This is a genomic window from Devosia sp. (assembly GCF_036563435.1).
GTDB lineage: Bacteria > Pseudomonadota > Alphaproteobacteria > Rhizobiales > Devosiaceae > Devosia.
The window spans coordinates 338,249-353,145 of record NZ_DATCMJ010000014.1; the positions used below are offsets into that span (position 1 = coordinate 338,249).

General features: G+C 63.6%; 14 protein-coding genes. 13 read left to right on the forward strand and 1 reads right to left on the reverse strand.

The window, feature by feature from the left end; all coding sequences use genetic code 11:
• Positions 1 to 81: 81 nt before the first annotated feature.
• A complete protein-coding gene (locus tag VIL88_RS09945) occupies positions 82 to 492 on the reverse strand; it encodes a TIGR02300 family protein (RefSeq protein ID WP_331988292.1) in 411 nt (136 codons plus the stop codon).
• Between the two features lie 160 nt (positions 493 to 652).
• Between VIL88_RS09945 and aroA the strand changes: the two genes are divergently transcribed.
• The 13 genes from aroA (at position 653) to VIL88_RS10010 (ending at position 14,808) form a co-directional block, all read left to right on the forward strand.
• On the forward strand, positions 653 to 2,026 hold the full coding sequence (gene aroA, locus VIL88_RS09950; protein ID WP_331988294.1) for a 3-phosphoshikimate 1-carboxyvinyltransferase: 1,374 nt from the start codon (positions 653 to 655) through the stop codon (positions 2,024 to 2,026).
• Entirely contained in the window at positions 2,023 to 2,661 is a 639-nt protein-coding gene (locus VIL88_RS09955) for a (d)CMP kinase (protein WP_331988296.1), read from the forward strand. The genes aroA and VIL88_RS09955 overlap by 4 nt, the downstream gene beginning before the upstream one ends.
• 170 nt (positions 2,662 to 2,831) lie before the next feature.
• The gene (gene rpsA, locus VIL88_RS09960; protein WP_331988298.1) at positions 2,832 to 4,547 is read left to right on the forward strand and encodes a 30S ribosomal protein S1; all 1,716 of its coding nucleotides are present in this window, start codon (positions 2,832 to 2,834) and stop codon (positions 4,545 to 4,547) included.
• 78 nt (positions 4,548 to 4,625) lie between these two features.
• Entirely contained in the window at positions 4,626 to 5,117 is a 492-nt protein-coding gene (locus VIL88_RS09965) for a GNAT family N-acetyltransferase (RefSeq protein WP_331988300.1), read from the forward strand.
• A gap of 64 nt (positions 5,118 to 5,181) precedes the next feature.
• A complete protein-coding gene (gene sppA / locus VIL88_RS09970) occupies positions 5,182 to 6,129 on the forward strand; it encodes a signal peptide peptidase SppA (RefSeq protein ID WP_331988302.1) in 948 nt (315 codons plus the stop codon).
• Positions 6,130 to 6,165: 36 nt separating this feature from the next.
• On the forward strand, positions 6,166 to 6,447 hold the full coding sequence (locus VIL88_RS09975; RefSeq protein WP_331988304.1) for an integration host factor subunit beta: 282 nt from the start codon (positions 6,166 to 6,168) through the stop codon (positions 6,445 to 6,447).
• A gap of 30 nt (positions 6,448 to 6,477) precedes the next feature.
• A complete protein-coding gene (locus tag VIL88_RS09980; RefSeq protein ID WP_331988306.1) occupies positions 6,478 to 6,840 on the forward strand; it encodes a LapA family protein in 363 nt (120 codons plus the stop codon).
• Positions 6,841 to 6,849: 9 nt separating this feature from the next.
• Positions 6,850 to 7,497 carry a phosphoribosylanthranilate isomerase gene (locus tag VIL88_RS09985; RefSeq protein WP_331988308.1) on the forward strand — a complete coding sequence of 216 codons (648 nt, stop codon included), beginning with the start codon at positions 6,850 to 6,852 and terminating at the stop codon, positions 7,495 to 7,497.
• 117 nt (positions 7,498 to 7,614) lie between these two features.
• The gene (gene trpB / locus VIL88_RS09990; protein ID WP_331988310.1) at positions 7,615 to 8,832 is read left to right on the forward strand and encodes a tryptophan synthase subunit beta; all 1,218 of its coding nucleotides are present in this window, start codon (positions 7,615 to 7,617) and stop codon (positions 8,830 to 8,832) included.
• 3 nt (positions 8,833 to 8,835) lie between these two features.
• Positions 8,836 to 9,657, forward strand: coding sequence for a tryptophan synthase subunit alpha (gene trpA, locus VIL88_RS09995; protein ID WP_331988312.1), 822 nt, complete (start codon positions 8,836 to 8,838; stop codon positions 9,655 to 9,657).
• 93 nt (positions 9,658 to 9,750) lie between these two features.
• Positions 9,751 to 10,734: an acetyl-CoA carboxylase, carboxyltransferase subunit beta gene (accD, locus tag VIL88_RS10000; protein ID WP_331988314.1), complete on the forward strand. Its 984-nt coding sequence runs from the start codon at positions 9,751 to 9,753 to the stop codon at positions 10,732 to 10,734.
• A 95-nt stretch (positions 10,735 to 10,829) separates the two neighbouring features.
• Entirely contained in the window at positions 10,830 to 13,337 is a 2,508-nt protein-coding gene (locus tag VIL88_RS10005; protein WP_331988315.1) for a methyl-accepting chemotaxis protein, read from the forward strand.
• A gap of 175 nt (positions 13,338 to 13,512) precedes the next feature.
• Entirely contained in the window at positions 13,513 to 14,808 is a 1,296-nt protein-coding gene (locus VIL88_RS10010; protein WP_331988316.1) for a folylpolyglutamate synthase/dihydrofolate synthase family protein, read from the forward strand.
• Positions 14,809 to 14,897 lie beyond the last annotated feature (89 nt).

A 14,897-nucleotide genomic window follows, 5' to 3' on the forward strand; every position in this document is an offset into this window, starting at 1 on the left:
TTCCGCGTGGCGCAAGTGCCTAAATGACACTTTTTCGTCTGTCCGGCTGAATGCTTCAGCCGGACAGAAGTTCAAGCAAAATCAACGATCTTCGTCGCCGCCGACATCGAAGCCGAGCTCGTCGTCCTCGTCTTCGTCCTCTTCGAGGAACACATCTGCCTCGTCGTCGCCGAGGTCTTCATCGACTTCGACATCCTCGACATCTGGAATGTCTTCGTCGTCACCGGCCTCTTCGGCGTCGGCATCTTCGAGCGACACGATCTCGGGTGCCGCTGCATCCTCGACCTCGTCTTCGATCTCCTCTTCGTCATCCTCGGCATCCGCCTTGCGGGCCGTCGCCGGGGAAGGCTTACCGGCCAGCACCTGCTCGAAATAGGAGCGCGGATAGCTCTTGCCGGTATAGGGCGAGACGATGGGGTCCTGGTTCAGGTCGTAGAACTTCTTGCCCGTCTCTGGATCGGTACGTTTGGTGCCGCGTTCGGAACTGGCCATCGATGTTCCTCGTAAGGTTTTGTGGGGCTTTGCGCACCCCGGTTCGGTCAGTCGGGTTATGGACAAACCCGGCCCCTGTCAAACCGAAAATGTGGAGAGCCGCCTCCCGGTTGCCTGCCGCCATGGCATTGCGGCCGAAGGCCGTGCTACAGCGGCTCCCATGATGGAGCAGCCTGCGGCAGATACCCCTTCCGATCCCGTGCCATTGGCAAGCAGCGGCGCCGCGCCGCTCACGGGTCGCTTCCCCACGCCGGGGGACAAGGCCACGTCGCATCGTGCCCTTGCCATTGCTGCATTGACCGTTGGACAAACAACCATCGAAGGTCTGCTCGAAGCCGAGGATGTCGCGGCCACCATTGCAGCACTGCGCCAGCTCGGCGTACGCATCGAATCGGAAGGTGCGCGCTGTGAAGTCCACGGCCTGGGTGTGCTTGGCTTGTTGCCGCCCCAGGCGCCACTTCATCTCGGCAATTCCGGTACGGGCCTGCGCCTGTTGCTCGGCATGCTTGCCCCATACGACTTTCCTGTCACCTTCGATGGCGGACCAACCCTGGCGCGGCGCCCGCTCCGCCCCCTGATCGACGCCTTGGCGCCAATCGGCTTTGCCAGCGAGGAAACGCAGGACGGCCATTTACCGGTGACACGGTGCGGACCGGCCTTGCCCCGCCCGTTTCATCACGTCATGGCCGCGTCCTCCGACCAGATCAAGGGCGCGCTGCTGCTGGCAGCGGCCCAGATCGCCGGCACCAGCACCATTGTGGAGCCGGTTGCCACCAGCGATGCGACGGAACGTCTGCTGGCCGACTTCGGCGCTGCCATTTCGACAGTGCCAGACGAGCGGGGTGGCAGCACGATCACCATCTCCGGCCTGGCCGAATTGCGCCCACACCACGTTATTGTGCCTGGGGACCCGTCCTCTGCCGGCTATGCTATTGTCGGTGCGCTGACCGTTCCCGGCTCCGACCTTGTGGTCGAGAATGTGCTGATCAACCCCAGCCGCACCGGGCTCATCGATACGCTGCTGCACATGGGCGGCGATATCCAGTTTACCAACCAGCGCGAGATCGGCGGTGAACCGGTTGCGGACCTCAGGGTCCGCTCCTCCCGGCTCAAGGGCATCCACGTCGGTGCCGAACACGCGGCCGCCATGCTTGACGACATCCCGGTCCTGGCCATGGCCGCCGCCTACGCCCATGGCGCGACCGTGGTCGAGGGGTTGGCCGATCTGCGGTTGCAGGAATGCGATCGCCTGGCGGCAACGGCGGCAGGCCTGGCGGCAAACCGGGTTACGGTGGCCGAAGGTGACACGACGCTCACCATCGGTGGCGGCGAGGGACGGGTGGACGGCGGCGGCCTGGTGCAGAGCCGCTCGGACCACCGCATCGCCATGAGCTTCCTCGTGCTGGGGCTGGCCAGCAAACAGCGCGTGACGGTAGATGACACCCGCCCCATTGCTGCAAGCTTCCCCGGCTTTGTTGCGGGAATGACGGCGGCCGGTGCACGCTTTGAAACGGTAAAGGCAAAACGATTATGATCATCGCCGTGGACGGTCCGGCAGCTTCGGGCAAGGGAACGCTGGCATCAGGCCTGGCCCGTCACTACAACTTGCCCTATCTCGATACCGGGCTGCTTTATCGCGCTGTGGGTCGTGCCGTTGAGGCCTACGAGGATCATCCAGAATTCGAGCAGCGCGCCATTGCTGCCGCGCAGTTGCTCGACGAGAGTGATCTCGAGCCCGAATTCCTCCAGTCCGCTAAGATCGGCGGCCTTGCCAGCAAGGTAGCGGTGATCGGGCCGGTGCGCTCGGCCCTTTTCGACTACCAGCGGGAATTTGCCACCCAGGACGGGGGCGCCGTGCTCGACGGGCGCGACATCGGCACCAAGATTGCGCCCGAAGCAGATGTGAAGCTCTTCATCCAGGCCGACAGCAAAGCCCGCATGGAGCGCCGGGCGCGCCAGTTCGAGGCGCGGGGGCAGGTGGTTGACCGCTATGCACTTTATCACCAGATAGAAGAGCGGGATGCGCGCGATATGCTCAATCCCCATGGCGGCTTCTATAAAGCGGACGACGCGCACTTGCTCGACACCACGCTTCTCGATATAGAGGCCGCACTCCGCGCAGCCATCGCGATCGTCGATGGGACCATGGCAGGCAAGGCAGGGCTCTGAGAGCTCAAATCCAACCTTGACTGCCCCGGCCCCGGCGTTCAACGGCGAGGCCAGCGGCAAAATATCCAAATCAACGTTTCGATCGGGCGCTCGCGCGCCGGCATTTCCGTTTGGGAAGTGGCGGGTTTCCGGTCTTCAACCTCAAGCCCCCGGTGCAACGGAGAAGATATTTGGCACAGCAAACTGTGACGAAAGAAGACTTTGAATCGCTGTTGATGGACAGCTTCGTTGATAACGAGCCCTTGGAAGGCGCCGTCGTCAAGGGCACCGTCGTTGCGATCGAAAAGGATCTCGCGATCATCGACGTCGGTCTCAAGACCGAAGGCCGCATCGCGCTCAAGGAATTCGGCCAGGCCGGCCGTGACGGCACCATCCAGGTCGGCTCGATCGTTGAGGTCTATGTTGACCGCGTCGAAAACGCCGCTGGCGAAGCCGTTCTGTCGCGCGAGAAGGCTCGCCGCGAAGAGAGCTGGGTCAAGCTCGAAGAAATGTACAACAACAATGAGCGCGTTGAAGGCACCATCTTCAACCAGGTCAAGGGTGGTTTCACCGTCGACCTCGAAGGCGCCATTGCCTTCCTGCCGCGCTCGCAGGTGGACATCCGCCCGATCCGCGATATCGCACCGCTCATGAACGTGCTGCAGCCGTTCCAGATTCTCAAGATGGACAAGCGTCGCGGCAATATCGTCGTGTCGCGCCGTGCCATCCTCGAAGAGTCGCGTGCCGAACAGCGTTCGGAAATCGTCCAGCAGCTCGAAGAAGGCCAGGTTGTCGACGGCGTGGTCAAGAACATCACCGACTACGGTGCGTTCGTTGATCTCGGCGGCATCGACGGTCTGCTCCACGTCACCGACATTGCTTGGCGCCGCGTCAACCATCCGTCGGAAGTGCTCACGATCGGCGAGACCATCAAGGTCCAGATCGTTCGCATCAATCACGAGTCGCACCGCATCTCGCTCGGCATGAAGCAGCTGCAGGCCGATCCGTGGGATGGCATCGAAGCCAAGTACCCGATCGAAGCCAAGTTCACCGGCCGCGTCACCAACATCACCGACTACGGTGCATTCGTTGAGCTCGAGCCCGGCATCGAAGGCCTGATCCACGTCTCGGAAATGAGCTGGACCAAGAAGAACGTGCACCCCGGCAAGATCGTCTCGACCTCCCAGGAAGTCGAAGTGGTCGTGCTCGAAGTCGATCCCGACAAGCGCCGCATTTCGCTCGGTCTCAAGCAGACCCTGGCGAATCCGTGGGAATCGTTTGCCGAGAAGTTCCCGGTCGGCTCCACTATCGAAGGCGAAGTCAAGAACAAGACCGAATTCGGCCTGTTCATCGGCCTCGACGGCGATGTGGACGGCATGGTTCACCTCTCCGACCTCGACTGGCAGAAGTCGGGCGAAGTGGCCCTTGAAGACTACAACCGCGGTGACATGGTTACGGCCAAGGTCCTCGACGTTGACGTCGAAAAGGAACGCATCTCGCTGGGCATCAAGCAGCTGGCGACCGGCGAAACCACTTCGTCTGCTTCGGGCGACGCTGGCGATGCCGGCGGCATCCGCAAGGGTGGCGTCGTGACCGGCACGGTTATCGAAGTCAACGATGGGGGCATCGAAGTCCGCATCGCCGACACCGAGATGACGGCCTTCATCCGCCGCGCCGATCTGTCGCGTGACCGCAACGACCAGCGTCCCGAGCGCTTCAGCAAGGGCGAAAAGGTCGACGCACGTGTGACCCAGTACGATCGCAAGACCTCGCGCATCCAGCTCTCGATCAAGGCGCTGGAAATCGCCGAGGAAAAGGAAGCTGTTGCCAACTACGGTTCGTCCGACTCGGGCGCATCGCTGGGCGACATCCTGGGCGCAGCGCTCAAGGACCGCGAAACCAAGTAATAGGTGACGCCAAACTAGTCTGGCCCGCGCCTTGGTGGCGCGGGCCTTTTGCCGTCCAAGAACCACATGAGAAAAACCATGCACTGGCGGGCCATGACCACGCTTGACCTGCCGGCGGTCGAGACGATCGCTGCTGCCGTGCACCCGGCTTTTCCCGAAGATCTGGCGGTATTCGTCGAACGCCTTGCGCTCTACCCAGAGGGGGCACGGTTCCTCGAAATGAACGGCCAGCCGGCAGGTTACGCGGTCGCCCATCCATGGCGCGACGGCACATTGCCCAACCTCAATGCCCTCCTTGGTGCTCTGCCGGAGGCCGCAGACACGTTCTACCTCCACGACCTTGCCTTGGTGAACGGGGCGCGCGGCACCGGGGCGGCGGCCATGATCGTGGGCGAAATGCTGCGCCATGCACGACTTGCCGGTTTCGGCCAGATGAGTCTTGTGGCGGTGAACGGCTCGCTTCCCTTCTGGTACAAGCACGGCTTTCGGGCCGTCGTCGCACCGGCACTGGCCGACAAACTCGAAAGCTACGAGCCGGCCGCGAGGCTGATGTCGCGCAGCCTCGGTTAGGTACGAGATGCTTGACGGCTTCGGCCAGCGCTGGGGATAAGCAACGCGTCCCAGCGAGGCCGCCATGACCGACCAGAATGCCAATCCCGTTTCGCCGCATGACCGCATTGCTGCCGAGCGCTATCGCCGTTCGCGCGGGCTCTGGCGCGTGGCCGCCTTTGTCGCCCTGGCGCTGGCCATTGTTTTCGCGCTGGGTCGCTTTGCCCTGCCGGAAACTGTGGGAGACCATATCGCGCGTGTGGTGATCGATGGCACCATTGCCTCCGACCCGGACCGGCTGGAAATGCTGGCGGACCTCGCCGAAGACGAAACCGTCAAGGCCGTCATCATCGCCATCAATTCGCCCGGAGGCACGACGGCGGGCGGCGAGGAGCTCTACGAGGCGCTGGGCCAGCTGCGCGCCGCCAAGCCGACTGTGGCGGTGATCAAGGAAGTGGGGGCCTCTGCCGCCTATATGACGGCCATTGCAACCGACCACATCTTTGCCCGACGCCTCTCCATCGTGGGCTCCATCGGCGTGCTCTACCAGCATGTGAACGCCGGCAAGCTGTTGGACACGATCGGTGTCGATCTCGACAAGGTCGCGTCGGGCCCGCTCAAGGCCGAGCCTGACTTCGACGAGCCGCTCGAGGGTGCGCCGCGCGCCTCCATTGCCGCCCTGGTCGACGATAGTTTCCAGTGGTTCGTCGATGTCGTTGCCGAACGCCGGAGCCTCGATCGGCCGGCAGCCTTGGCCCTGGCCGACGGCCGCATTCTCAGCGGTCGCGTAGCACTGGAAGCAGGTCTGATCGACGCCATCGGCGGCGAGCGCGAGGCACTGGATTGGCTGGCACAGGAGCATGGGTTGGCGGCCGATCTCGAGGTAGCCACCGTCTGGCCCGAGCCCGAGCAGGGCTTCAGCCTCCTCGACGTGCTGCTGGGTGGCCAGGCGCGGGCCATGCTCGGCCTGCCCGAGGGCCCTATCACGCTTGACGGGCTGGTTTCGCTTTGGCAGGTTGGCGCCCACTCCTGATCGGGGGAGCTGGGTGTGCCGCAACTGGAGCCGGGGATGATCAAGTCGGAACTCGTCGAGAAACTCGCGGCGGAAAATCCGCATCTGTTCCAGCGTGATATCGAAAATATCGTCAACGCCATCCTCGACGAGATCGGGGAAGCCATGGCCCGCGGTGACCGTGTCGAACTGCGCGGTTTCGGCGCCTTTTCGGTCAAGAACCGCCCGGCGCGTGTCGGACGGAACCCGCGGACGGGCGAGCAGGTTGATGTCGGCGAGAAGTATGTGCCGCAGTTCAAGGCCGGCAAGGAAATTCGCGAGCGGCTCAACCGCTCGTAACGGAGCAAGGGCTCCATAGGCGCTGGACACATGATCAACAAAATCATCGGTTGGCTGGTGCTGGTGCCGCTGTGCCTGGGGCTGATCCTTTTCGCGCTGGCCAATCGGCATTTCGTCGCGGTCAACTTCAATCCCTTTACCGCATCCGACGCGGTGGCAACGCCGGGTTATGGCGTGCCGCTCTTTGTCGTGCTGTTCACCGTTTTGCTGATCGGGGTGCTTCTGGGCGGCATCGCCACCTGGTTCTCGCAGGCGCGGCATCGCCGCGGCGAAAAGCATTGGCGCCGCGAAGCCTTTCAGCTCAACAAGGAGCTGGAAGCCCTCCGCCGCAACCAGAGCCAGGTCGCCTCTGGTTCGCAAGGCGAAGTCGACGACCTGCTGGAGCTGCGCTGAGCCATCGAAATGGTTGAACCAGTCACGATCAAGATCTGCGGGATCAAGACCCTCGAGCTGCTCGATGTCGCCATTGACGCTGGCGCCGACATGGTGGGCTTTGTCCATTTCATGCGGTCGCCACGTCATGTCAGCATCGAAGATGTCGCGACGCTGATTTCCGCAGCGCGCGGCCGCGTCGAAACCTGCGTCCTGCTGGTTAATCCCGACAATAGCTGCGTTGCCGAAGTGGCGGCGCTGGGGCCGGACTTCATTCAGCTCCATGGACCGGAATCGCCGCATCGGGTGGAAACCATCCGTGCCGAGGCTGGTGTGGAAATCATCAAGGCTGTGCCCATCGGCTCGGCCGAGGATGTGGCGCATGTCCAGTCCTTTGCCGAAGTCGCCGACCGCATCCTGCTCGACGCCAAGCCGCCCAAGGGGGCCGATCGCCCCGGCGGTCTCGGCGATACCTTCGACTGGAACCTGCTCAAGGGACTCGATCCTTCCATTCCCTTCATGCTGTCGGGCGGGCTGACGCCGCAGACGGTGGCCGAAGCCATCCGGACGGTGCGGCCATTCGGCGTCGACGTCTCTTCGGGCGTGGAGACGGCACCGGGCGTCAAGGACAAGCGGCTGATCGAAGCCTTCATCCGCAATGCCAGGGTTGCCGGTTAGCAGTTGCCTTCGACCCTGCGCCCATCCTATTGAAACCTGACGCTGGAGCCGGGTGGACTTCGCCTGTCTCCTGCGGCCGATGAGGTCCTCCCCCTGGGCTTCGTGAGAGGACAAACCATGGATACCACCGGCATCAACTCCCTGCGCAATGGTCCCGACGAGGAGGGGCGCTTTGGCATCTATGGAGGCCGTTTCGTTGCCGAAACCCTGATGCCCCTGGTGCTCGATCTCGAGCGAGAATATCGCGCTGCTAAGCTTGATCCGGCCTATCTCGGTGAACTGAAGACGCTGGCGACCCACTATACCGGCCGCCCAAGTCCACTCTACTTTGCCGAACGGCTGACCCAGCACCTGGGTGGGGCCAAGGTATGGTTCAAGCGCGAAGAGCTCAACCATACCGGCTCGCACAAGATCAACAATTGCCTGGGGCAGATCCTCCTCGCCAAGCGCATGGGCAAGACGCGCGTGATCGCCGAGACCGGGGCGGGCCAGCACGGCGTCGCCACGGCGACCGTTTGCGCCAAGTTCGACCTGCCTTGCACCATCTTCATGGGCGCAACCGACGTGGAACGGCAAAAGCCGAACGTCCTTCGCATGAAGATGCTGGGGGCCGAAGTGCGGCCGGTCACCGCCGGGGCCGGCACGCTCAAGGATGCCATGAACGAGGCGCTGCGTGACTGGGTCACCAACGTGGATTCGACCTATTACCTGATCGGCACGGCCGCGGGTCCGCATCCCTATCCGGAAATGGTGCGCGACTTCCAATCGGTGATCGGCACCGAATTGCGCGAACAGTTTCTCCAAAGCGAGGGAAAGCTTCCGGACGCCGTGGTCGCCTGTGTGGGCGGCGGCTCCAACGCCATCGGCACCTTCCATGCCTTCCTCGATGACCCTGACGTGGCCATCTATGGTGCCGAGGCAGGTGGGCACGGTATCGACACCGAAAACGGCCACGCCGCGTCGATGACGGGCGGGCGGCCGGGCGTCTTGCACGGCAATCGCACCTATTTGCTGCAGGATCGCGATGGACAGATTCTCGAGGGTCACTCCATCTCTGCCGGCCTCGACTATCCCGGCGTCGGCCCTGAACACGCCTTTCTCCACGACAGCAAGCGCGTGACCTATGCGCCCATCACCGACCAGGAGGCGCTGGAGGCCTTCCAGCTCTGCACCCGCATGGAAGGCATCATCCCGGCCCTTGAATCCGCCCATGGCCTGGCGCAGCTGGTGAAGGTCGCGCCCACCATGGGCAAGGACCAGTCGATCGTGCTGTGCCTGTCCGGGCGCGGCGACAAGGACGTGGAAAGCGTCGGCAACTATCTGGGACTGCTCTAGACCATGTCGCGTATTGAAAAGCGTTTCGCCGAGCTCAAGGCTGCTGGTCGTCCGGCTCTCGTCACTTATGTCATGGCGGGCGATCCCGATCTCGCCACCAGCCAGGCGATCCTCGAGACCCTGCCGCAGGCGGGGTCCGACATCATCGAGTTCGGCATGCCTTTTTCCGATCCAATGGCCGACGGTGTCGCCATTCAGCTCGGAGCGCAGCGTGCACTCGCCGGGGGCATGACGCTGCGCGGCGTGCTCGGCATGGTGGAGGATTTCCGCCGCAAGGACGAGACCACTCCCATCGTGCTGATGGGCTACTACAATCCCATCTATATCTTCGGCGTGGACAAGTTCATCGCTGCCGCCAAGGATGCGGGTGTCGACGGGCTGATTGTCGTCGACCTGCCGCCCGAGGAAGATGATGAACTCTGCATTCCGGCGCTGGCCGCTGGCATCAACTTCATTCGCCTGACCACACCCACCACCGATGACCGGCGGCTGCCGGCCGTGCTCAAGAATACCTCCGGCTTCGTGTACTACGTCTCGATGACCGGCGTCACCGGCGCTGCCATCAAGTCGCGAGGGGCGGTGGGCGAGGCAGTCGAGCGCATCAAGTCCCACACCGACCTGCCGGTGGCGGTGGGCTTCGGCATCAAGACCGCCGAGGACGCTGCAGATATTGGCCGCCATGCGGATGGCATCGTGGTGGGAACCGTTTTGGTCGATGCCATCGCCAAGACGCTTGTCGACAACAAACCGACTGAGCGCACGGTTGCCGCCGTGCGCGAACTGGTGGCCGACCTTGCTGGTGGGGTACGACGCGCGCGGGCATAACTGCCCCGCGTCCCTTTGCCCAAGCGGTTGGGCCTGATAAGAATTGCCACAATTGACCACTAGGTGACGCTCAGTCCCCTCGCGAGGCTCGCTATGAACTGGATCGATAACTTCGTCCGCCCCAAAATTCGCTCGTTCCTCAACACGAAGCGCGAAACGCCCGAGAACCTTTGGGTCAAGGATCCGGAATCGGGCGAGATGGTGTTCTATCGCGATCTCGAAGCCAACCAGTGGGTGGTGCCCAATTCGGGCTACCACATGAAGATCAAGCCGGTCGACCGTTTGAAGTCCTTTCTGGACGAAGGCGAATATGAATTGGTGCCAGTGCCGCCGGTGGCCGTGGATCCGCTCAAGTTCCGTGACCAGAAGCGCTACCCCGACCGCCTGCGCGAAAACCGTGCCAAGACCGGCTTCGATGATTCCGTGATCGTTGCCACCGGCAAGCTCTATGCGCGCGACATCACCGTTGCCATTCAGGACTTCGACTTCATGGGCGGCTCGCTCGGCATGGCTGCAGGGCAGGGCATCATCACCGGCCTCGAGACGGCCGCCAACCGCAAGACGCCTTTCGTGCTGTTTGTCGCCTCGGGCGGCGCGCGCATGCAGGAGGGGGTCCTCAGCCTCATGCAGATGCCACGCACCACTGTCGCGGTGCTGCGCCTGCGGGAGGCCGGCCTGCCCTTCTTCGTCGTGCTGACCAATCCCACGACCGGCGGCGTCACGGCGTCCTACGCTATGCTGGGTGATGTGCATCTGGCAGAACCCGGTGCGCAGATCGGCTTTGCCGGCGCACGCGTCATCGAGCAGACCATCCGCGAGAAGCTTCCCAAGGGCTTCCAGCGCTCTGAATATCTCTATGAGCATGGAATGGTCGACATGGTCGTGCACCGCCACAACTTGCGCTCCACCATTGGCTCGCTTGCCACAATCCTGACCAAGGCCGAGCCTTCGGATGTGCTGACCAGCACCGCTCCGGCCATCGCCGCGCGGGCAAGCCTGCGGGATGCGGCGGTGGCGGCCGAAGGCGACGACTCCGACGATCTGGTTTCGCCGCCCGCCGCCGTGCATGCCGAGTAGCGTCTTTACGCGCATTTAAGGACAGCTCGCCTAAATTTGCGGCAGTTGCAGGTGGCCGGTGATTCCGGCTGCCCTGCTGTGTCGAGGTGAGCCCCATGTTCAAGTTTTCCATGCCGATCGCCCGCAAGCTGCCCCTGGCTTTGCTCGGTTCGGCCTTGCTGGTCAGTGTCGGTGTGGGGCTGGGAAGCTACTTCATCGGCAGCCAGGCGCTTCGTAGCGCCGCCGAAACCAACCTGATGACCATGGCCAGCGAACGGGCCGCCGCTGTCTCGACCTATCTCAAGGCAGTGGAGGACGACCTTGTCGCCACGTCCCGTTCCGAAGCCACCGTGCAGGCGTTGCGCGACTTCGGCGGCGCCTGGCTGAGCTTCAAGGTCGACCCCACGGCCGAAGTGCGTAAGCTCTATGTCGACGACAATCCCGACAAGACCGATCTTGCCGCGCTGGCGACGCTGGGCACGACTGGCACCTATGACGTGACACATACCCGCTTCCATCCGGGTTATCGCGCGCAGATCGGGGCGCGGGGCTATCGCGATCTCTACCTTTTCGACCTCAAGGGCTTCATGGTCTATTCGGTCAACAAGGCCGAGGACTTCGGCACGAGCTTTGCCGAAGGCGGGCCTCTAGCGACATCGAGCTTGGGTGAGGTTTTCCGGCAGGCCGTGGCCATCGAAAACCCTGACGATATTGTCTTTGCCGACTTCGCCGCATATGCCGGCGCAGGCGGATTGCCAGCGAGCTTCTTTGCCAAACCGGTTTTCAATGCACAGGGCCGCAAGGTCGGCGTCCTCGCCATCCAGCTGCCGTCCGAACGGCTCGATGCGGTGGTGGGCAACCGCACCGGCCTCGGCGAAACCGGCGAAGTGCTGGTTGTCGGGCCAGACGGGCTCCTGCGCACTGACTCGACCTTCACGGCGGACAATGATGCTCTCCTGACGAGCTTTGCCGGCCCCATGCTGGATGCTGCCCTGGCCGGCACGGCGGCCAAGGGGGAAACCACCCAATATCGCGCAACCGACATGCTGGTGGCGGCTGCGCCGATTACCACCCGCGGCCAGAATTGGGCGGCCGTGACGGTGATGAGCACCGACGAGATACTCGCGCCCGTCGTCAACATGCGCAACATGATGCTGGTGATCGGAACGGTGCTTCTGGGTGTCGTCGGCGCGCTGGGCCTGCTGATCTCGCGCTCCATCACCAAGCCAATCACGCGCCTCACCGGCACCATGGAGGCGCTGGCGCAGGGCGACCTTGATGTCGACGTGCGCGGCGCCGACCGCAGTGACGAAGTGGGCGCCATGGCCCGGGCCGTGGAAGTATTCCGCGAAAACGCCCAGCGCATTGCGCAGATGACCGAGGCCGAAGCGGCACAGGTTCTGGCCAACCAGGCGGAACGCAGCCGCATGATGGAATCGCTGCAGCGCGCCTTTGGCGACGTGGTTGATGCCGCTATCGCCGGCGACTTCAGCCGCCGCGTCGATGCCCACTTCCCTGACGCCGAGCTCAATGCGCTGGCCCATTCGGTCAACTCCCTAGTCGAGACGGTGGACCGCGGCCTCTCCGAAACTGGTTCGGTTCTGGCGGCGCTCGCCGATACCAACCTGACGCAGCGGGTGCGGGGCGAGTATGAAGGTGCTTTCGCCCGGCTCAAAGACGACACCAACGCCGTGGCTGAAAAGCTCAACGAGATCGTGGGGCAGCTCCGCTCGACCTCGGGTGCGCTCAAGACGGCGACCGGTGAGATCCTCTCGGGCGCCAATGACCTATCCGAACGCACCACGCGGCAGGCGGCAACCATCGAGGAGACCTCGGCGGTGATGGAGAAGTTGGCCAATACCGTGCTCGACAATGCCCGCAAGGCCGAGGTCGCCAGCGCCCAGGCCAAGTCGGTCTCGGTAGCTGCGGAACAAGGCGGCCAGGTCATGGCCGAGGCAACCGACGCCATGGACCGGATCACCGCGTCCTCGGGCAAGATTTCCAACATCATCGGCCTGATCGACGACATCGCTTTCCAGACCAATCTTCTTGCGCTCAACGCCTCGGTGGAAGCGGCGCGTGCTGGCGATGCCGGCAAGGGCTTTGCCGTGGTCGCGGTGGAAGTGCGGCGCCTGGCGCAATCGGCAGCCAGTGCATCGGCGGACGTCAAGGTGCTGATCGAGCAGTCGGCCAACGAGGTCAAGGGCGGCAGCAAGCTCGTAGCCGAAGCCGCGTCCAAGCTGACCGGCATGCTCGATGCCATCCGCGAGAACACCGCGGCTCTCGAAGCGATTTCGCGGGATAGCCGCGCCCAAGCCAGCGGCATCGACGAGGTCAATGTCGCCGTGCGGCAGATGGACGAGATGACCCAGCACAATGCCGCGCTGGTGGAAGAAACTAATGCCGCCATCGAACAGACCGAGGCGCAGGCCAGCGAACTCGACCGCATCGTGGAGATCTTCACCATCGACGCCGCGCCTACGAAAATCTCGGCCTCCAAGCCGGCGGCGGCGCCGGCGCAGGGTGTGCGCGGCATGCAGGACAAGCTAAAGTCCGTGGCCGTGACATATCTGCGGCGCGGCAACACGGCGGCGGCCGTGGACAAGGATTGGGAAGAGTTTTGACCGTTTCCACCACCGTCACCTCGGGCTTGACCCGAGGGCACTTCACTTCATTCGAGCCTCGGCAAGTATAGAGCCCTCGGGTCGAGCCCGAGGGTGACGGGCGGCGGATGGGTGGACCATTGAAGCCTGCGCCCTTCGGCGCTAACTCAGTGGCTTCTCCTGACCGGACCGAGCCATGTCGCGCACCGATGCCATTCTCGAGCGGCTGTCGCAGCTGCATCCCAAGCTGATCGATCTCAGTCTCGATCGCATGCTGCCGCTCCTTGATCAGCTGGGCAACCCGCACGATCATCTGCCGCCGGTGATCCATGTCGCCGGCACCAATGCCAAGGGTTCGACTATTGCCTATCTGCGCGCCTTTCTCGAGGCGGCGGGGAAGCGGGTGCATGTCTATAATTCCCCGCATCTGGTGCGCTTCAACGAGCGCATAAGGCTGGCCGGCAAGCTTGTGGGCACGCGGCGGCTGAACGCGGCCCTGGAGCGGGTCGAACAGGCCAATGCGGGCCGGCCGATCACCTTTTTCGAGATCACCACTGTCACTGCCTTCCTCCTGTTCGCTGAAACGGCAGCCGATTACCTCCTGCTCGAAACCGGGATGGGCGGCACCTATGACACCACCAATGTGGTCAAGCACCCGCTCGGTACCATCATCACCCCCATCGACCTCGACCATCAGGCCTTTCTCGGCAATACCGTGGCCGAGATTGCCGTCAGCAAGGCCGGCATCTTCAAGCGCGGCAGCAAGGCCGTGGTCGGCTTGCAGCGCGATAAAGCCCGCCCGGTGCTGGAGCGTGCTGCACGCAAGCTTGGTATAGCACCGCTGTGGCAGGGGGAGGATTTCCACGGCGCCAGCCAGGATGGGCGGCTGGTCTACCAGGACGAGAACGGCTTGCTTGACCTGCCGCCGCCGGCGCTCTTGGGCGTGCACCAGTTCGACAATGCAGCGCTTGCCATTGCGGCCGCGCGGCACTTCGGCCTGCCTGTAAATGAGGAGGCGATCGCACGCGGCCTGCGCCATGTCAGCTGGCCGGCGCGGATGACGCGGCTGCAGACCGGCCCGCTCCGCGACCTCCTGGAGCCGGGGGCTGAACTCTGGCTGGACGGCATCCACAATGCCCATGGGGCTGCCGCCGTGGCAGCGACCCTGCGGGAGCTCGACCGCGCGCGTCCGGCGCCGCTGGTGCTGATCCTGGGCATGATGAACACACGGGCGCCGGCCGATGTGCTGGCGCCCTTTTTCGGCATGGCGGAACAGGTGTTCACCGTCACCATTCCCGGCGAGAGCAATGCCCACAAGGCCGATTTCATTGCCGCCGAGGCGAGGAAGGTTGGTTTCAAGGCGCGACCGATGCGGTCGGTGGCGGCGGCGCTCAAGGCTGCGGCGGGAATCGTGGATGTGCGGGTGCTGATCTGTGGCTCGCTCTATCTGGCGGGGGATGTGCTGGCGCGGAACCGGACCTTGCCTGAGTGACGAAATCCCCACCTAACCTCCCCCTGGTAGGGGGAGGGACCGACCGGAGGGTGTGGGACGGTGGTGCCGCAAGCACGATCTGCTCCTCC